Raw genomic sequence first — 20,016 nt, forward strand, 5'->3', positions numbered from 1 at the left:
TTTCTCCCATGACGTCCGTGCTGGAGCGCATCAATGTCGGCAGAGCCACGTTCTCCGTCGAGTTCATGCCGCCCCGAGACGACGCCGACGAGCAGATCCTGTGGCGCTCGATCCGCGAACTCGAGGGCCTGGACCCGGCGTTCGTGTCGGTCACGTACGGCGCCGGGGGTTCCCGGCGCGACCGCACGATCCGCACCACCGGCCGCGTGGCCAGGGAGACGACCCTGGTGCCGATGGCGCATCTCACAGCCGTCGACCACTCGGTGGCCGAGTTGCGCAACGTCATCGGCTGGTACGCCGCGGTCGGCGTGCACAACGTGCTCGCGCTGCGCGGCGACCCGCCCGGCAACCCGATGGGGGAGTGGGTCAAGCACCCGCAGGGCCTGAGCTACGCCGAGGACCTCGTCCGCCTGGTGCGCGAGCTGGGTGACTTCTGCGTGGGAGTCGCGGCGTTCCCTTACGGGCACCCGCGGTGCCCGGACGTCGAGATGGACGCCGACCGCCTGGTGCAGAAGTTCCGCGCCGGCGCGGATTTCGCCGTCGGGCAGCTCTGCTACTCGGCCGAGGACTTCCTGCGCCTGCGTGACCGGGTGGCTGCCAAGGGCGGCAACGCCCCGATCCTGCCCGGCGTGATGCCTCTCACCACCCCGAAGATGCTCAGCAAGACGGTGGAGCTGTCCGGCGCGCCCGTGCCGCCGCACATCGCCGGCCGCCTCGAGCCGCTGACGGACGACCCGAAAGCCTTCCGGGCGGAAGGCATCGACGTGGTGACCGAGATGTGCCAGGAGTTGCTCGCCGAAGGCGTCGACGTGCTGCACTTCTACACGTTCAACCGGGCGAAGGCGACGAAAGAGGTACTGGGCCGGCTGGGTCTGATGCCCAGCCGCACGGCGTGACAAGCCCTACACGTACTCCGACATCTGTTCCTTGCGCCGGTTGCGGCGGTGCGTGAACAGGGCCAAGGCGAGCACGATCAACGCGGCGCCCACCGCGCCCGCGCCGACCACCAGCACCCACTTGGTCCACGACATCCCGGACTCGGCGTTGTACTGGGCGGTCGCCGACAGGTCGGTGATCCGGCCGGGGTTGAGCTTCCACAGGATCGTGTTGTCCATCTCCAGCGCGCCGTTGGTCTTGCCGATCGGGCCGGGGAAGGCGATCTTGAGCTGCACGTCGACCCCGTCCGGTCGCAGCTGGCTCAGGTCGGCGACCCCGGCGAGCGACACGATGTCGCCGGACCGCCGGAAGTTGAGCCGGTAGCGGCTGGTGACCGTGCTGATCGACTCCGCGAGGGTGCGCAGCTGGTCGAAGCTGAGCTGGTTGAACCGCACGGTCTGGCCGACGTAGCCGTCGGCCTTGTACGGCTCCATCGTGACCTGGCCGGACAGCTCGGCCGGCACCGTCAGCTGAGGCCCGACCTCCTCGGGTTTGGCCTGCACGGTGGCGATCTCGACGGTCCCGGAGACCAGGTCGTACGGGTCGATCGCCATCGCGGCCCGCACTCGTACGCAGCCGCTGAGGACGAACGCAAGCACGAGAAGGAGCGGCACTGCAGCCCACCGGCGGGCTGAACGGTGGGGAGCCTGGTGCACGGGCGCAACTATGCCAGCTTTGTCCAGCCCATTGCGAAATCCGGCGGGTTCGCCGCATATCCACAACGGGTAACGTCCCGGACATGGCCAATCACACTGCGGGGGTCCACGAGGCGAGTGAACGGTTCGTGGACGAGTACGCCACCCTTGACCCGATCGCCGCCACATACGCCGGTCTGACCGGATACGAGTCGGAGATGACCGATTTCTCCCCGGACGGCGACCGGCAACGCGCCGAGCTGTACGCCCGTTACCTGCGCCGGATCGAGGCGCTGGAACCGGCCGACGATTCCGAGACAGCCGCGAAAGCCCATTTCCTCGAACGCGTCGGGATCGAACTGGAACTGCACGAGGCGGGCCTGACCACCGGTCACCTGAACGTGATCGCGAGCACCGTGCAGAACGTCAGGGCGATCTTCGACCTGCTGCCGACCGACACCGCCGAGCAGTGGGCCGACATCCGCACCCTGCTCGGCAAGGTGCCCGGCGCCGTCGACGGCATCAAGGCGGGCCTGCGGGACGCGGCCGGGCGCGGTCAGCTGGTCGCGTTGCGGCAGGTCACCAAAGTCGCCGAACAGTGCGACACGTGGTCGGGCGCCGACGGCGAGTCGTTCTTCGGCGCGTTCGTCAAAGCGGCGCCGGACGCGCAATCGGCCGAGCTGGAATCCGCCGCGAACTCCGCCGCCGAGGCGTACGGCGACCTCGCGCGTTTCCTGCGTGCGGAGATCGCGGGCAAGGCGCCGGCGAAGGACGCCGTCGGCGAGGACGTCTACAAACTGTGGTCGCGGTATTTCCTCGGCGCACAACTGGATCTGCGCGAAGCGTACGAATGGGGCTGGACCGAGTTCTTCCGCGTGGAGAAGGAAATGGTCGCGGTCGCCGAACGGATCAAGGCGGGCGGTTCACTCGCCGACGCCGCGGCGGCACTGGACGCCGATCCGCGTTACCGGGTGCGCGGCCGCCGTGAATTCGAGCAGTGGATGCAGCAGTTGTCCGACAACGCGCTGGCCGAACTGCGTGGCGTGCACTTCGACATCCCGGACGCGTTGATGCGCCTCGACTGCAAGATCGCGCCGGACGGCGGCGGTGTCGGCGCGTACTACACCGGCCCCAGCGACGACTTCTCCCGCGCGGGCGCGATGTGGTGGTCGGTTCCGGCTGGCCGGGAGGACTTCAGCACGTGGCGTGAAGTGTCCACTGTGTACCACGAGGGTGTGCCGGGGCATCACCTGCAGATCGCCACCGGTGTGCACGAGGCCGAGTCGCTCAACCGCTACCAGCGCCTGCACGGCTGGGTGTCCGGGCACGGCGAGGGCTGGGCGCTGTACGCCGAGCGGCTGATGCAGGAGCTCGGCTACCTCACCGACGACGGTGACCTGATGGGCATGCTCGACGCGCACCTGTTCCGCGCCGCGCGGGTGATCATCGACATCGGGATGCACCTCGAGCTGGAAATCCCTGCGGGCAGCGGATTCCACGACGGCGAGCGGTGGACGCCGGAGCTGGGCCTCGAGTTCATGCTGACCCGCACGATCACCGACGCCGAGCACGTGCACGACGAGATCGACCGCTACCTCGGCTGGCCGGGGCAGGCGCCGTCGTACAAACTCGGCGAGCGCTACTGGCTGCAGCTGCGCGACGAGGCACGTCGCCGCGACGGGGAAGCCTTCGACATCAAGGACTTCCACATGCGCGCGCTGCGTCTCGGGTCGATGGGGCTGGACAACCTGGGGGCGAGCCTGCGCGGCTAGGGCCTGTGCCGGAGTCCGGCGAGGACGAGTGAGCAGACGGCGTCGAACGCCGCGTCGATGCCGTCCTGCTTCCACTCGCTCGCGTACGCCGGGTCGTGGAACCGGTTCGTCGCGTCGAAAACCGCGCGCGCGGTCCGGTCGACGTCGTCGAACGGCCCGAAGTCGCCTGCTTCGGCGCCGTCCCGCAGGATCGCGGCCAGTTCCGCGGTGAGCTCGGCGATGTGGTCGTCGACCACCGCGCTGCTTTCCCTGACCAGCGCGGTGAACGTGGCGAACAGTTCGGGGTCGTCGAGCACCTTGTGCCGTTTGCTGTCGAACAGCGTCGCCAGCCAGTTGCGCAGCCGCTCGGGTCCGGGCAGATCCGCTTCGGCCGCCAGCGCGACCGGTGCGTGCGCCCGGTCGAGCCACCGCCGTGTGACGGCTTCCCGCAACGCGGCCTTGCTCGGGAAGTGCCGGTACACACTGCCGTGGCTGACGCCGAGGGCGCGTGCGACGTCGACGACGGTCGCCTTGCTCGGGCCGAAGCGGCGCAGGACGTCCTGCGCCGCTTCGAGGATCTGGTCCGCGGTGAGCGTCTCGGGCATCAGCGTTCGCTGTCCAGCGTCCGCATCTGGGCGGGCGCGTACCGTTCGCCCGCGGCGGCGTCGACGGGCACAGCCTTTTCGATCATGCCGAGATCTTCCTCCGACAGTTCCACGCTCAGCGCACCGGCCGACTCCGCGAGGCGGTCACGCCTGCGCGCGCCGACGAGCGGCACGATGTCCTCTCCACGCGACAGTACCCACGCGACTGCCACCTGGGCGACGGAAACCGCCTTGTGGTCGGCGATCTCACGCAGCGCGTCGACCAGTTCCAGGTTGCGCGCCAGGTTGTCGCCCTGGAAGCGCGGGCTGTGGGAACGGAAGTCGGCGGCGGTGTGCGGCCGGTCGGCCGACCAGTGCCCGGACAGCAGGCCGCGCGACAGCACGCCGTACGCGGTCACTCCGATGCCCAGTTCCCGCAGCGCGGGCAGGATCGCGTCCTCCACGCTCCGGCTGATCAGCGAATACTCGATCTGCAAGTCGGCGATCGGGTGGACGGCGGCGGCGCGGCGGATGGTGTCCGCGCCGACTTCCGACAGCCCGATGTGCCGGACGTACCCGGCTTGCACCATCTCGGCGATCGCGCCGACGGTGTCCTCGACCGGGACGTTCGGGTCCAGCCGGGCGGGCCGGTAGACGTCGATGTGGTCGGTGCCGAGGCGGCGCAGCGTGTAGGACAGCGCTGTCTTCAGGGCGTTGGGGCTGGCGTCGTAGCCGAGCCACTCGCCCGCCGGGGAGCGCTGCGCGCCGAACTTCACGCTGATGACGACGTCGTCGCGGTTGCGGTCGCGCAACGCGCGGCCGATGAGCATCTCGTTGTGCCCCATGCCGTAGAAGTCGCCGGTGTCGATCAGCGTGATGCCGCTGTCGATCGCGGCGTGGATGGTGGCGATGCTCTCGGTCTCGTCGGCCGGACCGTACATGTCCGACATGCCCATCGCGCCGAGTCCCAGCTCGGACACCTCTGGGCCGGTCTTGCCAAGTCGACGGGTGCGCACGGGGGTTCCTCCTTGAAGCGGTGCTTCGAACGTGCTTCAAGTATGCACATTGCGATGACAGATTTCAATATCTGTCAGCTGAACTGTTGCGGACGGTATCTAACCATTTCCCCGCCGTGCTGCCACTCGAGCCACCCTATGCGGTGAAGTTGAACGTTTTTGCAGCTCAGAGCCGGTGTAGCGGTGCTTACCATCGCCATGCCCGGATCATCGCCGGGACGAACCCACAAGGAGAGAGACCACATGTCCAAACGATTGCCCGTGGTGCTGTCGTTGGCAGCACTCGGCCTGACCGCGGCGGTGCTGCCGGGTAGCGCGGCCGTTGTGGAGCGGGCCGATCAGGCCCGGGCCGAATGCACTGCCGACACCCCGGCGGTCAAAACCTTGCAGGACACCGTCAAGGCGGTGACCACCGTCGCGACCGACCCCACCAAGCTGCAGTCGGCGCTCGGTGACGTCTTCAACGCGGTGACAGGCGTGCAGGAAGCTGGCTGCCTGCCCGAGCTGCCCGCGAGCGCGCCGGTGCCACCGGCACCCCCGGCACCGCCCGCGCCGAAAGCCGTGGACGCCTGCCTGAAGCCGACCGTGGATCTGTTGAGTGCAGTGCTGGGCGGGGTCAGCGCCACACTCGCGGTGCCACCGGACGCGGCGGCCACGACAGCCGCGGTCACGAGGCTGGCCAGGGCCATCACCGCGATCAACGCGGCCAAATGCCTACCGGTCGAGCTCCCTGTCCCGGGTGTGGGGGTACCGCCACTACCGCCGGCGCCGCCGCTGCCGCCCGCGCCATTGCCGTAGGTGAGCGGCGGAATCCCCTCGTGAGCGGCTGGTCCGGGACCGGTCGCTCACGAGGACGTCATCGGCAGGTGCCTGCCGAGCACCGCGAACGGTCGCGGATCACCGGCGAACCGGTAGTTGCGCAGCACGTCGACGAAGCCGACCCGGCGGTACAGGCTCCACGCCCTGGTCCGGCCCTCCGGGGTGGACAGCAGTACCCGATCGTTGGGAACGTCCGCGAGCAGCGCTCGCAACAGCTGCTCCCCGGTGCCCCTGCCCTGGCTGTCCGGCCGGACGTGCAACTCGGTGAGCTCGAAGTAGTCCCGCATCCACTCGTCGGCGACCTCGGTACCGCCGAGTTCGACCACGCCGCGGCGGACCTGCTCGTGCCACCACTGCCCCGGGGCGCCCTTGTAGCCGTAGCAGATCCCGGTCAGCTTGTCGTTCTGGTCCAGCGCCGCCACGCAACGCCACCCCTCACGCAGCATGTGCGCCAACCACATCGGCGCCCGTTGCTCGGCTGTGCCCTTCGGGTAGCCCATGGCTGTGACGTACAGACCTAGCGCCTCGTAGAGCCGCGACCGCAACGCGTCGGCCGACAGCTCGACGAGCTGGCTTCTGTGCGATGGCGCGGCGGTCACGTCAGGAATCATCCTCCACGCTCCGAACGTCCGCAGCCGTCCCCCCGGTGAGGGCGACCAGCTGCTCGAACGTAGTCGGGTACACGGACTTAGGGTGCCCAGCCGCGGCCCAGACCGCCGCGTATGTGGCCAAATGGTTGTCCACGAGTGTACGGACCCGTCGCGGATGGCCGGCCGGGGCGACGCCGCCGATGGCCTGACCGGTGTTCTCCTTGACGAACGCGGGGTCGGCCTTGCCGATCTTGTCGGCGCCCACGAGCGCCGCGACCCTGGCGGTGTCTGCCCGGTGCGCGCCCGAGGTGAGCACCAGCAACGGCTCCACGCGGTCGCCGTACGTGGCGCGGAAGATCAGGCTGTTGGCGATCGCACCCGGTTCGATGCCCAGCGCCCGCGCGGCGGCTGCCGCGGTCCGCACCTCGTCGTCGAGGATCCGGATGCCCCGCGCGCACTCGGCCAGTCCGGCCTCCTGCAGCGCGGCCGTGAACTTTACGACAGCCGGGTGATCGTTGGTCGTCACCGGTCAATCACACCATGACCTGGATCGCCGCAGCTTGAGCGGCTGGCGTCGCCCAGGTAGACTCGAACACGTGTTCGAAATCGAACACGGCTGCCCGGTGGTGGGGCGGGGGAAGCGCCTCGCCACCGGGTCCACCGGCTTCCCCACGGTGGGTCGGCGTGGCCGCCTGGCCACGTCGAGGACGTGAGGAGGCCCTGATGTCAACCAGAGTCGACTTCCCGAACTCCCCCTCGCGTCGAGGCGGCAACTCGTGGGCCTCCGGCTCACCTGCCGCGCTGATGCGCCAGGCCGAATGCGGTATCGCCGCCGCTGAGGCGGAGACCGACCCGGCCGAGCGGTTCGCCCAGGCGTACCTGTCCGCGTTACGAGCGGCCGCCGCGATGCTCGCGCACCGCGGCCGTCCGCACCGGGGCCGCTCCCGGCCGACCAGCGCGTGGACGCTGCTGTCGTCGGTCGCGCCCGAGCTGCGTGAATGGGCCGCGTTCTTCGCGGCGCACTCGCGCACGAGGGCGGCGGTGCAGGCCGGCCGGATCCGGCTGGTCAGTGCCCGGTCGGCGGACGAACTGGTCCGGCAGGCAGGCGTGTTCGTCGGCCTGATCGCCCGGGTTGTCCCGGGGTGAGCGGACGGGCACTGACCGATCAGGCGAAGCTGCTGGACGTACTGGAGATCGAGGCCACGGTGCTGGCCGAAGCGGTGGACGGCGCGCGAGCGGATCTGCGGATCCCGAACTGCCCGGGACTGACCGTCGGGGAAACGGCCAGGCATGTGGGCAGCGTGTACCGGATGGCGTTGCAGTGGATGCGGACCGGGGACACCCCGCAGACGTGGCAGCGCCAGCCGGGGCCGTTCCAGTCGTTGCGGGACTACGTGATCAGCGGCGTGCGCGAACTGGTCGACGAACTCGCGGCACACGACCACGCCGAACCGTGCTCCACCTGGTGGGCGGCGGATTCGACATACGGTTTCTGGCGCAGGCGGATGGCGCACGAGACCGTGATCCACCGGGTGGACGTGCAGGCGGCGACCGAGCAGCCGATCGGCGAGATCGAGGACGACATCGCGGTCGACGGTGTCGACGAGGTCCTCACGCTGTGGTTCGGCCACCGCCTGACAGTCCAGGGAGTCGTCGGAACGAGAGACGCGACGGTGGCCGTGCTCACCGGCGACCGGGCGTGGCTGACCAGGACGACCACGGGCGGACTGGGCGCGTGGCGCCTGCCGGGCTCGGACGTCGAACGAGCGGACCTGGCCCGGGTCGACGCGAGAGTCGTCGGACAGCCGTCCAGTGTGTACCGCTACCTCTGGGGCCGTCTCGGCGAACGAGCGGTCCACCGGGAAGGAGACATAGACGCGATCAACCAGCTGTGGGCACTGATCCGCGTGGCGACCCGCTGACACGTCAGCCACGCGCGGCCAAGGTGATCACCTGATCAGGAGGGTTCCGCCGACGCGCGGCCGGAGCCCTCCTGTCCGCCTGTGCGGGCAGCGGCCGGGAACTGTCCGAGGGCGCTGCTAGCTTGCGGGTATGGCAACGAGACTCGTCAACGTCATCTTCGGTACCACGGATCCCGGGGCGCTGGCGGAGTTCTGGTCGAAGCTGCTCGGTTGGGAGGTCGTGGCCGAGCACGGCGAGATCGACGTGCGTGCGCCGTCGTCGCAGGGCTGGGAGTTCGACCTGGTCTTCGGCGAGGAGGCCGGGGCCAAGACCGCGCCCAACCGCATCCACCTCGATCTGGCCTCCGCCAGCCTGGACGACCAGGCCGCGATCATCGAGCGGGCGCGTGCGCTCGGTGCGGAACCGGTCGACATCGGGCAGCGGGACGTCCCCTGGGAGGTCATGGTGGACCTGGAGGGCAACGAGTTCTGTGTGCTCGAGCCGCGTGAGGTCTACAGCGACACCGGCGCGCTGGCGGCGATCGTCGTCAACGCACAGGACGCGGGAGAGCTCGCCGGGTTCTGGTCCGAGGCGGCTGGGTTCCGGCGCAGCGACAAGCCCGCTGGTGACGTCGGCCTGCGCGCGCCCAACGGTCGCGGGCCGTGGCTGGAGTTCCAGCACGGGCACGCTGCCAAGGCCGCCCGGAGCCGGAATCGGCTGCACCTGGACGTCCGCCCCTTCGCCGGTGACGACCAGGCGGCCGAGGTGGCCAGGCTCTGCCGGCTGGGGGCCAGGAAGCTCGACATCGGGCAGACGGACGTGCCCTGGGAGGTGATGGCCGACCCGGAGGACAACGAGTTCTGCGTGCTGTCGCCGCGGTAGGTGATCTCGCCGCCCTGCCCGGGCGGGGGATCCGGATCAGGCAGCAGGGTGACGTCGGGGAGCGTTTCCTGTCCTGAAAATCGCGGACAAGGCGGGTTCGGCCGTCACCTGCACCCGACTGGCGGCATGGTGCGGGCCCGAAAGCATGCAAACTGCTCACAACGCGTCATTGGCCCAGCGTCGACAGATACGTAGGATGATCCGTCGGCGAAGGTGAGACCGAGTGGGCGGTGACATGAGCGCTGGCGTGAGCACGATCAGCGATCGCATGGCGGACACTCGCGCGACGACCGCGCGAAGGGTGCTGCTGATAGCCGGGATTCTCCTGGTGGCGGCCAACCTCCGAGGTGCGCTGACCTCGGTGGGACCGTTGCTGGAGATGATCAGGCGATCGGAGGGACTCAGTGCGGGGCAGGCAGGCCTGCTCAGCGCGCTGCCGTTGCTGACCTTCGCGGTGTTCTCGCCGCAGGTGACCAGGCTGGCCCGGCTGGTCGGCATGGAACGGCTGACCTGGTACGCCCTGCTGACGCTGGCACTGGGGATCGTCCTTCGCTCCGTGCCGGTCACCGGAATGCTCTGGGCGGGGACTGTCCTGCTGGGCATGTCCATCTCGGTTGGCAACGTGCTGATCCCCGCACTGCTCAAAAGGGACTTTCCGGACCGTGTTGCGCCGATGACGAGTCTCTACTCGGCGACGATGAGTGTCGTCGGCGCGATTGTGTCCGGCCTCGCGGTGCCGCTGGCGGGTGTGCTGCCAGGTGGCTGGCGGACAGCGCTGGGCTGCGTCGCGGGACTGGCGCTCATCGCGTTCGCGATCTGGACTCCGCACGCGCTGGGCCGCCAGGCGCGACCGGTCGAACCGCCGTCGAGCGCCACCCGCACCCCGTGGCGTTCGGCGCTGGCCTGGCAGGTCACGGCGTACATGGGCCTGCAGTCGTTCGGCTTCTACATCGTGCTCTCGTGGTTCCCGGCGATCATGAACGACAACGGGACAAGCGAAGCCAACAGCGGCTGGCTGATGATGCTGCTGCAGGTGCTCGGCGTCACGATGAGCGCGTCGATCCCCTTGGTGGCCAACAAGATGCGTGACCAGCGACTGCTGGCGACGGGCGGCTCGCTGCTGAGCGCGGCCGGCTACCTCGGAATGCTCCTCGCGCCAGGACTGGCCGTGCTCTGGGTGGTCGTCGTCGGCCTGGCCAGCGGAATATGTTTCGTCCTGGCGTTGCTGTTCTTCACCCTGCGAGCAGAGGACTCCTTCGGCGCGGCAGCCCTGTCCGGAATGGCGCAGTCGATCGGCTACCTGTTCGCGACAACGGGTCCAGTCCTCTTCGGAAGCCTGCACGACTGGACGAGCAGCTGGTCCCTGCCGCTGACGGTCCTCATGACAGCGGCGCTGGTCCAAGCGTCCATCGGCCTCGGCGCAGGACGAAACCTCACGGTGAACCAGTTCGTCTGATCAGCCGGGGTTACTTCTCCCCGCGCCAGAACCACTGCGACTCACGGGCTTGGCGCATCGCCTCCTTGCGCTGGTCCGGTTCCAGCCGGTCGAGGTACAGCTTGCCGTCCAGGTGATCGGTCTCGTGCTGCAGGCACCGGGCCAGTTCCTTCTTGCCGGTGACCGAGATCGGCTTGTTCTTGGCGTCGACGCCTTTCACGGTCGCCTGCGCCGCGCGGCGGGTCGGGAACCACAGTTCGGGCACGGACAGGCAGCCTTCCGGACCGTCCTGTGTCTCCTCGGAAAGGTCCACGATCTGCGGGTTGACCACGTAGCCGTGCAGGCCGCCGACGTTGTAGCTGAACACGCGAAGCCCGACGCCGATCTGGGGCGCCGCGAGGCCCGCGCGCCCCGGAAGCAGCACGGTGTCCATCAAGTCGTCGATGAGCGCGCTCAGCCGGTGGTCGAAGTGGGTGACGGGGTCTGCCTGGGTGGTGAGGACCGGATCGCCGAGGTACCTCAACTCTCGGACGGCCATGGCGCCTCCTGTTCGACTGGGAGCAATGGGAACAATCGGGCTACAGCGGCAACGGGTCGTGCGTCCGGGCTGACCGGGCGGGTGGCGTAGCGGGCGAGCACGGCCCGGATCTGCGCACCGACTTCGGCCAGTTCGGCGGGTTCGAGAAATATCACCGAGCTGAAGGCGTCGTCGATCGACCATTCGGTCGGAGCGTCGTCCTTGAGCCGCAGCCAGCGCTGATATCCCTCGTCCTCCAGTTCTCTGGCCAGCGCACCGAGGTCCGGTTCGCCCGGCCGGTGGGCCAGCCGCCACGGCCGGACGCGGCCGTCGGTCGCGTCCGCCTCTTCGACGTAGCCGTACCGCGCGAGCTGTCGCAGGTGGAACGAGCACAGGCCGGAGCTGAAACCGAGCGCCTGCGCTGCCTGGGTCGAGGTCACGGTGTCCCGCTCACGCAGCAGCGCCAGCAACGCGGCGCGGATGGGATGGTCGGGGGGAGGCACTTTGCAAAGTCTACGCTTTGCAAACTTCAAAATCCAGCAGTGGTGGGGTTGACCTGGGGTGTTAGCGTACTGAAATGCAATATATTGGTCGTCTGGACCGATCGTTGCTCAGCGAACAGGCGCTCGGTGTCATCCGGCGCGCGATAGTCGCGGGAGAGCTGGCGCCAGGCACACCGGTCAAGGACGTGGAGCTGGCCACACGCATGGGCCTGTCCCGTACGCCTGTCCGTGAGGCATTGGCCCGCCTGACCGACGAAGGCCTGATCGAAACCAAGCCACACAGCTACACCCGCGTGACCCAGCTCGACTCGGCGGCGGTTCGGGACGCCCAAGCCGTTGTCCAGTCGATGCACGGCTTGGCCACGCGGCTCGCTGTCCCGAAAACCACCCCGAGGCACCTCGACGCGATGCGCGCGGCCAACCTCCGGTTCGCCGCGGCCGTCGACGCGAGCGCGCTGGAGGACGCGATCGCCTGCGACGACGCGTTCCACGACGTCCTGGTGCAGGCGAGTGAGAACCGGGCCATCGCCGCGACGATCCGCCGGTACACGCCGCTGCTGCACCGCGCGATCTACCTGTACCTGGGTTCGCCGTTGGGGCGTGACTCGGCCCCGATGCACGAGCGGATCATCGCGGCCTGCCAGGCGGGCGACCCGGCCGAAGCAGCCGGTCTCGCCGAGCGGAACTGGGCGACATTGGCTGTGCTGCTGGAAAAGAAGCCGTTGTCGGGCAGGTGACCGTGAGCCGTGTCAGTGTGATTGCCATGGAGGGTTCGTGACACTCGAGAACTTCGCCCGTTACCCCTTGCTGTTCGGTCCGTCGCCGGTTCACCCGCTTGAGCGGTTGACCGCGCATCTGGGTGGCGCTCGGCTGTGGGCCAAGCGCGAGGACTGCAACTCGCCACTTGCCTTCGGTGGCAACAAAACACGCAAACTCGAGTACCTCGTCGCCGACGCGATCGCGACCGGCTGCGACACACTCGTGTCCATCGGTGGCGTGCAGTCCAACCACACCAGGCAAGTCGCCGCGGCGGCGGCCCGTGCCGGTCTGAAATGCGTTCTGGTGCAGGAAAAGTGGGTGGACTGGGCGGACCCCGGCTACGCCACCACCGGCAACATCCAGCTGAGCCGGTTGCTGGGCGCCGAAGTGCGGCTCGACCCGTCCGGATTCAGCATCGGCATCCGTGAGTCGTGGCAACGCGCGATCGACGACGTGCGCGCGGCCGGTGGCACGCCGTACTCGATCCCGGCAGGCGCCTCCGACCACCCGCTCGGCGGTCTCGGCTTCGCCGGCTGGGCCGCGGAAGTACGCAAACAGGAAGCCGATCTGGGTGTCTTCTTCGACACGATCGTGGTGTGCTCGGTCACCGGCAGCACGCAGGCCGGCATGGTCGCCGGTTTCGCGGGCGACCGCCGGGTGATCGGGATCGACGCGTCGGCGAAACCAGGTGAGACACGCGACGCCGTCGCCAGGATCGCCCGGCAGACCGCGGCGAGGATCGGAACATCTGTTTCGGACAGCCACATCGAGCTGGACGAGCGCTACCACGCCGGCACATACGGAATCCCGGACGAGCGGACGGTCGAAGCCATGAGACTCGCGGCCAGGACCGACGCGGTGATCACCGATCCCGTCTACGAGGGCAAGTCCATGGCCGGGATGATCGACATGGTGGCGACCGGCGAGATCGCGAAGGACTCCACTGTGCTGTACGCGCACCTCGGCGGCCAGCCCGCGTTGAACGCGTACAGCACAGTGGAATTCTGACTACTGCTCCTGGAGCGGGATGCCCAGGTCGGTCAGCTTGCCCGGGTCCACCTGCTTGCCGGACCGGATCAGTGCCTTGATCGGGTCCACCACGTCCCACACGTTCACGTTCATCCCGGCCAGGACGCGGTTGTCCTTGAGCCAGAACGCGATGAACTCGCGGCCCGGCTTGTCGCCGCGGAACACCACACGGTCGTAGCCGGTGATGTCACCGATGTACTCCATGCCCAGGTCGTACTGGTCGGTGTAGAAGTACGGCAGTTCGTCGTACGTCGCCGATCCGCCGAGCATCCCGGTCGCGGCCACAGCCGGCTGGTTGAGCGCGTTCGCCCAGTGCTCCACGCGGACGCGCTTGCCCAGCAACGGGTGCTCGGCGTTGGCGATGTCGCCTGCCGCGAAGATGTCCGGGTCGGAGGTGCGCAGCGACGCGTCCACCAGCACACCGTTGTCCACGTCCAGTCCAGCGGCTTTGGCGAGCGCGACATTCGGCGTCGCGCCGATGCCCACCAGCACGGCGTCGGCCTCGACGACCGTTCCGTCGACCAAGCCGACGCTCTTGGCGCCGATCTGGTCGACTTCCACACCGAGACGCAGGTCGACACCGTTGGCGCGGTGCAGGTCCGCGTACACCTCGGCGGCTTCCGGGCCGATCGCCGCCAGCAGCGGCTGCTTCGCCGCTTCGAGCACGGTCACCTCGACACCGGCGTTGCGCGCGGCGGCGGTGACCTCCAGGCCGATCCAGCCCGCGCCGATCACGATCAGCCGCGCCGAGTTCGCGATGGCCGACTTGATCCGCTCCGAGTCGCCGATCCTGCGCAGGTGCAGCGCGTCCTCGGCGCCCGGGAACTCACGCGGGGAGGATCCCGTCGCCAGCAACAGCTTCGAGTACTCGACGGTCGAACCGTCGGACAGCGTCACCTGGTGCGCGGCGCGGTCGATGCCGGTCACGGAGACGCCGACCCGCAGGTCCACGTTGTTCTCGGCGTACCAGCCAGGGGCGTGCACGAACACGCTGTCGCGTTCGGCCTTGCCCTGCAGAAAGTCCTTCGACAACGGCGGCCGCTCGTATGGGCGGTCCTGCTCGTCGGCCACGAGCACGATGTCGCCGTCGAATCCTTGGTCACGCAGCGCTTCCGCGCCTTTGGCGCCGGCGAGGCCGCCGCCGGCGATGACGAAGGTGGTCACGCGAATTCCTCCAAGTTTCAGGCGTGGACGCCGGTGAGTGCGAAGAACTCCTGGCGTGAGCGGGCGTCGTCACGCAGGCTGCCCAGCAGAGTGGAAGTCACGGTGGTCGAACCGCTCGCCAGCACACCGCGGAGTGTCATGCAGGTGTGCTCGGCCTCGATCACCACCCCGATCCCACGCGGGCGCAGGTGGTCGTCGAGCCAGTCTGCGACCTGCTTGGTCAGCCGTTCCTGCACCTGAGGGCGGCAGGCGAAGTGCTCGACGATCCTGGCGAGCTTCGACAGCCCGAGAATCCGCTCACCGGGCAGGTAGCCGACGTGGGCGGTGCCGACGAACGGCAGCAGGTGGTGTTCGCACACCGATCTGACGGGGATGGCACGAGCCAGCACCAGCTCGTCGTAGCCCTCGTCGTTCGGGAACGTCGTCAGGTCGAACGGACGTGGGCTGAACAGCTCCGCGTAGGCGCGCGCCATCCGGCCGGGCGTGCCTCGAAGGCTCTCCGTGTCGGTCGGCACGCCGAGCGCGTGCAGGAACGCCTTGGCGGCGTCCTCCGCGGCGGCGAGATCGACACCGGTGTCCGGCTCGTGGACGACCCGCAGAGCGGTACCGGCACGCATAAGCGACTCCTCTTGACCCTGGTTACACCAACAAATATTGGTCTTATTCAGAGTGAAGGTCAAGAACTGGGACGTTGCGGTGCTCCTCGATGTGTTTTCGACCATAGAACTTGCCGATATGGTAGTGGGGTGAGCTCGCCGGAGATCAAAGCTGTCGCGGCGCTGGACGACGATCTGCGCTGGCGGATGTACACGTTCATCCGCGCCGAGCGGCGCCCGGTGACCAGGGACGAAGCGGCCGCGTCGGTGGGGATCTCCCGCAAGCTCGCCGCGTTCCACCTGGACAAGCTGGTCGACGCGGGCCTGCTGATGGCCGGCTACCAGGCGGCCGGGAAGGTCGGGCGGGCGCCGAAGGTCTACGAACCGGCGAACGTGGACATCCGGGTAGCCATCCCACAACGACAGCATGACGTGCTGGCCGGGATCCTGCTGGACGCCGTCGTGGAGCAGGACGTGGGCGACGCGGCAGTGCGCACAGCGGCCCGGCGCGGCGAGAAACTCGGTGCGCACGAGCGGAACGAGGCGAGACTGGGCCGTCTCGGCGTGGAAAGGGCGCTCACGGTCGCCCAGGACGTGCTGGCGCGCCACGGCTTCGAACCGGCGCGGGAAAGTCCCACCTGTGTACGCCTGCGCAACTGCCCGTTCCACCCGCTGGCCGCGACCGCACCCGAGCTGGTCTGCGGAATCAACCAGGCTTTCCTGAACGGTCTGCTCGACGGTTTGCAGGCGCCCGCCGTGCGCGCCGTCCTCGTCGAACCGGCGCCAGGGGAATGCTGTGTCCAGCTGCGCGGCGCTGACACAACGAATCCTGGCCAATCCTGACTGCTGGAACGGCCGAGACTCGCGGCAGTGGTCGTGGTCGGGTCCTGAGAAGGCCAGTGCGGGAGTTGGCGACTGTCCGGGCGTGGTATTCGTGGTGATGCCGTTGACAAGCCGGGTCCAGGCCAGTCCTGATCGTCGGACTGGCCTGGACTCGCGGCAGCGGTGTGCGGTTATTCGGCCGCGGTCAGCCGCTGTGGTGCCACGTTGATGCCGTTGACCTCGACAGTCGGCCGCCTGGTCGGCTGGTGTGACGCCTGGACGGTGACGGACTCACCTGGCCACAGCGCCACGTAGTTGTCCGACCAGGTCACGGGCAGCAGCTGTGAACCATCAGCCTTGCGCAGCGTCAGCTGTGCCGCGGGGATGATGCTGGTCGACGTGTTGCGGATGGTCACCGTGGTCCTGTCGCCGAAGCTGCGGGCACGCACGTCGACCGACGCCTTGGGCAGCGCGGCCAGGCCCTTCAGGTCCGCGAACTGGCTGACCGGGGTGTAGTACCAGTCGCTGTTCGCCCAATCCGGTACATCCGGCTTCGACGAAAGCCAATACGTGTTCCTGCTGACGTCCTTGCCGTGCGCGTCGGTCAGCTTCAGCCGGACGAAGTACGTCGCCGACAGGTTCGGCACCTCCGGCAGGGTGAACACCTCGGCCACCCCCGGCAGCGAGACCGAGATCCCGCTCTTGGTCTGGCTGTGCGCCAGTTTTCCGTCGATCGTGTAGACCTCGGCCGTCGCGGTCAGCCGGTCGGCCTTCTTCGGGGACTGGCCTGCGACGACCACCGACCGGTCGTCGTAGGAGTACTGGATGTGGACCGGCTCGTTCGCCTTCTTGGCGCCGAAGTAGGCGCCGGCCGGGTTGAGGTCGTAGCTGTAGAGGTGCCAGTTCAGCGACGGCCACGCGTTGTTGAGCATCCAGTAGATGAACCCGGTAGCCGGTCGTTCCGCGTTCATCCGCCGCGCGTTGGCCTCGAACTGGGCGCGGACCTGCTCGTAGTTGGCCAGCTGGGCCTTGTCGACGTAGTCGGGGAGACTGGTCGGCGTGCCGTAGCGCTGCGCCAGCGCGTTGCTGAACAGGTAGAGGTTGTTGAACGGCTCGTTGCCGCGGCCGGTGTGGAACTGCGGCGTCGCGGGCTCACGCCAGAGCTGCTCCTGCTCGGTCGCGTTCAGCATGCCCTTCACGGTGTCCAAGGCCGGGATGGAGTGCCCGGCGCTGAGCTCACCACCGAACCCGAAGGCCGCCCCGAGCTGGTTGCCGTACCAGTAGTTCGGCGGTACCCAGTCGTACGGGCCTTCCATCTTGCTGCCGGACGACCCCAGCGGTGGCTGCGGTCCACCATTGAGTGAAGCCGCGGGCACGACCGGGTTGGCCCAGCCGACCTTGTCGAACTCCGCGAGGTACATCCGCTGCACGTTCTCCGGCGGCGAGATGTCGCTGCCGATCAGGAAGGCGATCACACTCGGGTGGTTGCGCAGCAGCCGTGCCTGCGCGTTCAGCGAACCGGCCGCGATCGGGTAGTCCTCGGGCTTCCATTCGTCGCCGCCCCAGCCGGTCCACGGCTCCCACTTGTCACAGCATTCCCAGCCGGGCAGCAGCATGATGCCGTAGCGGTCGGCGAGCTCGTAGAACTCCGGGGTCTCCAGCTTGCCTTCCAGCCGGATGGCGTTGAGGCCCATGTCCCGCGTGTAGCGCAGCTGGGCGTCGACGCGTTCCGGTTGCGTGCGCAGCAACAGGTCCGACGCCCAGCCACCGCCGCGGATCTGGATCTGCTTGCCGTTGACGATGAACTGCCTGTCGCCCTTGGCGTTGAGGTTCGACACAACGTCACGGATGCCGAACTTCGTCTCGGTGTGATCCGAGGCCCGGCCGTTCACCCGTGCGGTCAGGTCCAGCCGGTACAACGGCTGCTCGCCGTACTGGTACGGCCACCACACACGCGGGTTGCGGAGGGTCTCCGGCGCGAACGCGACGGTCCTGGTCTCGCCCGCGTTCAGCCGGACCGGCTGGCTGATCCGTCGTGACGCGACTTCGCCCTGCAGCAGAACGGTTTGCGGGGCGTTGGTGTTGTTGCGCACCTCGGCGAACGCCTTCACCTCAGCCGATTCCAGGCCGGGCAGCGCGAGCTTGGTGTGCACGTACGAACCGGCCAGGGACACCGCGCCGCCACGAGCGATCTCGACGTCGCGGAACAGGCCCATGTTGTTGTCGGGCGCGGGCTGGGCCCAGTCGATCCAGCTGATCGCGAAGTCCTTCTTCGGATCCGCCGGCGCGACCTTGATGGCCAGCGCGTTGCGGCCGGGTTTGACCAGCGCGCTGATGTCGAACTCCCGTGCGTTGTACACGCCGACGACGTCGCCGAGCCTGGTGCCGTTGAGGAACACCTCGCCGCGCGAGATGACACCAGGGATTTTCAGCACGGTGTTGGGCGACCGGTCCCGTACGTGGAACTCGGTGCGGTACCACCACGGCACCTGGAAGTCCGCGCGATTGACGTTGTCGCGCAGATTCGTGCCGTGGAAAAGGTTGGGGTAGCGCCCGTTTTGTACCAGGCCGGCCAGTACGGTGGAGCGTGGGCCGGCCCGGTACCACCGGGAGCCGTCGTAGCGCGGCTGGGAGATCTCCTCACCGGCCGATGCCAGTTGCGCGGAGGACTGGATCTGCCAGCCCGAGATCGCGGTGTCGCCGGACTCTGCCTCGGACAACGTCGTGACCACATCAGCCTGCGCGGCGACACTGGCGGGTGCCAGCGAAAGCGTCAGCAGGACAGCCAGGGATAGGGCGACACGCACCCGTAACGCGGACATGCGGGGCCTCCTCGGGGCCAGAGACCGCCTATTAATAGGGAACTTTCTTTACGAAGTCAATGCCCTGTGGCGGAGGACAGCCCGTTGACCTGCGCCGAACGGATGCAGGGGAGCCCGGCTGGAGGAGTGGAGGAGCGCGGCAGGCGGTTACCGGATCACGATCGCCGGACGAGCAACTGCGCCCAGGCGAGTGCGCGCCGGATTCGCGCGCCGGTCGACCCGGCGTCGTTCGACACGTTCACCGTGTGCATCCAGCCCGACGTGGAAGTCTCTTTGACGATGACCGGGATCCGCTGATAAGCACCGGCGACGGCACTGTGCCTGACCACCTCGTCGTAGAACCACTCCGACGTGATGACCGCGAGCACTCCCGGCGCCCGGCGGAACGCGCTTTTGAGTTCCGGCGCGTCGAGCAGCCGGAAGGTCAGGTTGATCGAGTTGCCGGTCGCGCCGTGCTCGTCGCGGGCGACCTCACCGGCGTGCATGGCCAGCCGCAGCCGGATCCGTTCCGCCGGGGGATGCCGGGAATTGTGACTGCGCAACGACTTCGCCAGCGCGATCGGCAGCGCCTCGGCCAGTCGCACCTTGTCGGTGCGGATGGGCGCGAGGATGAACACGCCGTCGCCGCGGTCGGCGTGGTGGCACCGGATCCACCGAACCCCGGCGGCCCGCAGCCCCCGCTGGACCGCGCGGTACATCGTCTCGCGGACAATGAGCTGGTTGGGCCTGATCCTGGTGTGGTCACCGAACCCTTCGACATCGACGACAATTATTGTCCGGTGGACAGCTCGCCGCTTCACGGCTGATGAGCCTAATCCTCTGTGGCAGGCTGCAACTTGCAAATCGCGGGCTAGTCACCCGATGGGATTATTTGACGGTCGGAATTCCTACTCCAGCGCGGCGGCGAGCAGATCCCGCAATGCCGGGTCGGCGAGCTGACCGGCCGACCGGACCTTGAGGTGCCGGTGGACCTTTCCAGTGCCCTGCATGAGATTCGCCGGGTCGTCGAGCGCGGCCCCACCGGCGATCCCCAGCCGGACGTAGCCGCTGAAGGGCGCGACGGTGAATTTGAGTCCTTTGTAGCCGGTAGTGGTGCCGTATCCGATGTTCTCGTCGTCGGCGGTGAGCACCGCGTCCGGGAACAGCTCCAGGAGCAGTTCGTGCACCTGGCGGGTGAGCGCCCCGCCTTTCTCGAGGATCTTGTCCACATCGCCCATCCGGAACCTCCCGTGAGTACCTTGCCGCCGTACCCGA

The 20,016-nt window shown here is 68.3% G+C and carries 22 protein-coding genes; 10 read left to right on the forward strand and 12 right to left on the reverse strand.

What is annotated here, in order from left to right; genetic code table 11:
* Positions 1–8: 8 nt before the first annotated feature.
* Positions 9–896: a methylenetetrahydrofolate reductase gene (locus AOZ06_RS13785; protein WP_054289750.1), complete on the forward strand. Its 888-nt coding sequence runs from the start codon at positions 9–11 to the stop codon at positions 894–896.
* 6 nt (positions 897–902) lie between these two features.
* Here the strand turns inward: AOZ06_RS13785 and AOZ06_RS13790 are convergent, their stop codons facing one another.
* Entirely contained in the window at positions 903–1,550 is a 648-nt protein-coding gene (locus tag AOZ06_RS13790) for a DUF3153 domain-containing protein (protein WP_169798919.1), read from the reverse strand.
* 125 nt (positions 1,551–1,675) lie between these two features.
* Between AOZ06_RS13790 and AOZ06_RS13795 the strand changes: the two genes are divergently transcribed.
* On the forward strand, positions 1,676–3,343 hold the full coding sequence (locus AOZ06_RS13795) for a DUF885 domain-containing protein (protein ID WP_054289752.1): 1,668 nt from the start codon (positions 1,676–1,678) through the stop codon (positions 3,341–3,343).
* Here the strand turns inward: AOZ06_RS13795 and AOZ06_RS13800 are convergent.
* Together AOZ06_RS13800 and AOZ06_RS13805 are read right to left on the reverse strand one after the other, a co-directional pair.
* Positions 3,340–3,927 carry a TetR/AcrR family transcriptional regulator gene (locus tag AOZ06_RS13800; RefSeq protein ID WP_179950822.1) on the reverse strand — a complete coding sequence of 196 codons (588 nt, stop codon included), beginning with the start codon at positions 3,925–3,927 and terminating at the stop codon, positions 3,340–3,342. The two genes, AOZ06_RS13795 and AOZ06_RS13800, sit on opposite strands and share 4 nt — an antisense overlap.
* Entirely contained in the window at positions 3,927–4,922 is a 996-nt protein-coding gene (locus AOZ06_RS13805; protein ID WP_054289754.1) for an aldo/keto reductase, read from the reverse strand. Before AOZ06_RS13805 ends, AOZ06_RS13800 begins: the two co-directional genes overlap by 1 nt.
* Before the next feature lie 243 nt (positions 4,923–5,165).
* Here AOZ06_RS13805 and AOZ06_RS13810 point away from each other — a divergent pair, with 243 nt between their 5' ends.
* The gene (locus tag AOZ06_RS13810; RefSeq protein ID WP_054289755.1) at positions 5,166–5,720 is read left to right on the forward strand and encodes a hypothetical protein; all 555 of its coding nucleotides are present in this window, start codon (positions 5,166–5,168) and stop codon (positions 5,718–5,720) included.
* Positions 5,721–5,767: 47 nt separating this feature from the next.
* On the opposite strand, the gene AOZ06_RS13815 is transcribed toward AOZ06_RS13810, so the two are convergent.
* Both AOZ06_RS13815 and AOZ06_RS13820 read right to left on the reverse strand, forming a co-directional pair.
* A complete protein-coding gene (locus tag AOZ06_RS13815; protein ID WP_054289756.1) occupies positions 5,768–6,340 on the reverse strand; it encodes a GNAT family N-acetyltransferase in 573 nt (190 codons plus the stop codon).
* A 1-nt stretch (position 6,341) separates the two neighbouring features.
* The gene (locus AOZ06_RS13820; RefSeq protein ID WP_054289757.1) at positions 6,342–6,857 is read right to left on the reverse strand and encodes a YbaK/EbsC family protein; all 516 of its coding nucleotides are present in this window, start codon (positions 6,855–6,857) and stop codon (positions 6,342–6,344) included.
* A 197-nt stretch (positions 6,858–7,054) separates the two neighbouring features.
* Between AOZ06_RS13820 and AOZ06_RS57740 the strand changes: the two genes are divergently transcribed.
* The 4 genes from AOZ06_RS57740 (at position 7,055) to AOZ06_RS13840 (ending at position 10,571) form a co-directional block, all read left to right on the forward strand.
* Positions 7,055–7,477, forward strand: a complete 423-nt coding sequence (locus tag AOZ06_RS57740) for an SAV_6107 family HEPN domain-containing protein (RefSeq protein ID WP_054289758.1) — start codon at positions 7,055–7,057, stop codon at positions 7,475–7,477.
* Entirely contained in the window at positions 7,474–8,253 is a 780-nt protein-coding gene (locus tag AOZ06_RS13830) for a maleylpyruvate isomerase N-terminal domain-containing protein (protein ID WP_054289759.1), read from the forward strand. Before AOZ06_RS57740 ends, AOZ06_RS13830 begins: the two co-directional genes overlap by 4 nt.
* A 130-nt stretch (positions 8,254–8,383) precedes the next feature.
* Entirely contained in the window at positions 8,384–9,115 is a 732-nt protein-coding gene (locus tag AOZ06_RS13835) for a VOC family protein (protein WP_054289760.1), read from the forward strand.
* 247 nt (positions 9,116–9,362) lie between these two features.
* Positions 9,363–10,571, forward strand: a complete 1,209-nt coding sequence (locus AOZ06_RS13840) for a CynX/NimT family MFS transporter (protein ID WP_218921984.1) — start codon at positions 9,363–9,365, stop codon at positions 10,569–10,571.
* A 10-nt stretch (positions 10,572–10,581) separates the two neighbouring features.
* On the opposite strand, the gene def is transcribed toward AOZ06_RS13840, so the two are convergent.
* Positions 10,582–11,088: a peptide deformylase gene (gene def, locus AOZ06_RS13845; protein WP_054289761.1), complete on the reverse strand. Its 507-nt coding sequence runs from the start codon at positions 11,086–11,088 to the stop codon at positions 10,582–10,584.
* A complete protein-coding gene (locus AOZ06_RS13850) occupies positions 11,070–11,570 on the reverse strand; it encodes a winged helix-turn-helix domain-containing protein (protein WP_236952207.1) in 501 nt (166 codons plus the stop codon). The genes def and AOZ06_RS13850 overlap by 19 nt, the downstream gene beginning before the upstream one ends.
* 74 nt (positions 11,571–11,644) lie before the next feature.
* Here AOZ06_RS13850 and AOZ06_RS13855 point away from each other — a divergent pair, with 74 nt between their 5' ends.
* Both AOZ06_RS13855 and AOZ06_RS13860 read left to right on the forward strand, forming a co-directional pair.
* On the forward strand, positions 11,645–12,307 hold the full coding sequence (locus AOZ06_RS13855) for a GntR family transcriptional regulator (RefSeq protein ID WP_054289763.1): 663 nt from the start codon (positions 11,645–11,647) through the stop codon (positions 12,305–12,307).
* A 37-nt stretch (positions 12,308–12,344) separates the two neighbouring features.
* Positions 12,345–13,337 (forward strand): 1-aminocyclopropane-1-carboxylate deaminase, encoded by a 993-nt coding sequence (locus AOZ06_RS13860; protein WP_054289764.1) that lies wholly within the window; start codon positions 12,345–12,347, stop codon positions 13,335–13,337.
* On the opposite strand, the gene AOZ06_RS13865 is transcribed toward AOZ06_RS13860, so the two are convergent.
* Complete coding sequence (locus AOZ06_RS13865) at positions 13,338–14,522, reverse strand: NAD(P)/FAD-dependent oxidoreductase (protein ID WP_470303348.1); 1,185 nt, start codon at positions 14,520–14,522, stop codon at positions 13,338–13,340.
* Between the two features lie 17 nt (positions 14,523–14,539).
* The gene (gene folE / locus AOZ06_RS13870) at positions 14,540–15,139 is read right to left on the reverse strand and encodes a GTP cyclohydrolase I FolE (protein WP_054289766.1); all 600 of its coding nucleotides are present in this window, start codon (positions 15,137–15,139) and stop codon (positions 14,540–14,542) included.
* A gap of 129 nt (positions 15,140–15,268) precedes the next feature.
* Between folE and AOZ06_RS13875 the strand changes: the two genes are divergently transcribed.
* Positions 15,269–15,961: a helix-turn-helix transcriptional regulator gene (locus tag AOZ06_RS13875; RefSeq protein ID WP_054289767.1), complete on the forward strand. Its 693-nt coding sequence runs from the start codon at positions 15,269–15,271 to the stop codon at positions 15,959–15,961.
* A 170-nt stretch (positions 15,962–16,131) separates the two neighbouring features.
* Here the strand turns inward: AOZ06_RS13875 and AOZ06_RS13880 are convergent, their stop codons facing one another.
* The 3 genes from AOZ06_RS13880 to AOZ06_RS13890 form a co-directional block, all read right to left on the reverse strand.
* Positions 16,132–18,762 carry a glycoside hydrolase family 2 protein gene (locus AOZ06_RS13880; protein WP_054289768.1) on the reverse strand — a complete coding sequence of 877 codons (2,631 nt, stop codon included), beginning with the start codon at positions 18,760–18,762 and terminating at the stop codon, positions 16,132–16,134.
* A 155-nt stretch (positions 18,763–18,917) separates the two neighbouring features.
* A complete protein-coding gene (locus AOZ06_RS13885) occupies positions 18,918–19,562 on the reverse strand; it encodes a hypothetical protein (protein ID WP_157233006.1) in 645 nt (214 codons plus the stop codon).
* 87 nt (positions 19,563–19,649) lie between these two features.
* On the reverse strand, positions 19,650–19,979 hold the full coding sequence (locus tag AOZ06_RS13890) for a DUF1801 domain-containing protein (protein WP_054289770.1): 330 nt from the start codon (positions 19,977–19,979) through the stop codon (positions 19,650–19,652).
* Positions 19,980–20,016: the final 37 nt, after the last annotated feature.

The organism is Kibdelosporangium phytohabitans, from assembly GCF_001302585.1.
GTDB lineage: Bacteria > Actinomycetota > Actinomycetes > Mycobacteriales > Pseudonocardiaceae > Kibdelosporangium > Kibdelosporangium phytohabitans.

Bases quoted from the DNA above. Each gene is read 5' to 3' on its own strand.
- AOZ06_RS13785 (WP_054289750.1), top strand. From the start codon at position 9: ATGACGTCCGTGCTGGAGCGCATCAATGTCGGCAGAGCCACGTTCTCC.
- AOZ06_RS13795 (WP_054289752.1), top strand. From the start codon at position 1,676: ATGGCCAATCACACTGCGGGGGTCCACGAGGCGAGTGAACGGTTCGTG.
- AOZ06_RS13800 (WP_179950822.1), bottom strand. From the start codon at position 3,927: ATGCCCGAGACGCTCACCGCGGACCAGATCCTCGAAGCGGCGCAGGAC.
- AOZ06_RS13810 (WP_054289755.1), top strand. From the start codon at position 5,166: ATGTCCAAACGATTGCCCGTGGTGCTGTCGTTGGCAGCACTCGGCCTG.
- AOZ06_RS57740 (WP_054289758.1), top strand. From the start codon at position 7,055: ATGTCAACCAGAGTCGACTTCCCGAACTCCCCCTCGCGTCGAGGCGGC.
- AOZ06_RS13835 (WP_054289760.1), top strand. From the start codon at position 8,384: ATGGCAACGAGACTCGTCAACGTCATCTTCGGTACCACGGATCCCGGG.
- def (WP_054289761.1), bottom strand. From the start codon at position 11,088: ATGGCCGTCCGAGAGTTGAGGTACCTCGGCGATCCGGTCCTCACCACC.
- AOZ06_RS13855 (WP_054289763.1), top strand. From the start codon at position 11,645: ATGCAATATATTGGTCGTCTGGACCGATCGTTGCTCAGCGAACAGGCG.
- folE (WP_054289766.1), bottom strand. From the start codon at position 15,139: ATGCGTGCCGGTACCGCTCTGCGGGTCGTCCACGAGCCGGACACCGGT.
- AOZ06_RS13880 (WP_054289768.1), bottom strand. From the start codon at position 18,762: ATGTCCGCGTTACGGGTGCGTGTCGCCCTATCCCTGGCTGTCCTGCTG.
- AOZ06_RS13890 (WP_054289770.1), bottom strand. From the start codon at position 19,979: ATGGGCGATGTGGACAAGATCCTCGAGAAAGGCGGGGCGCTCACCCGC.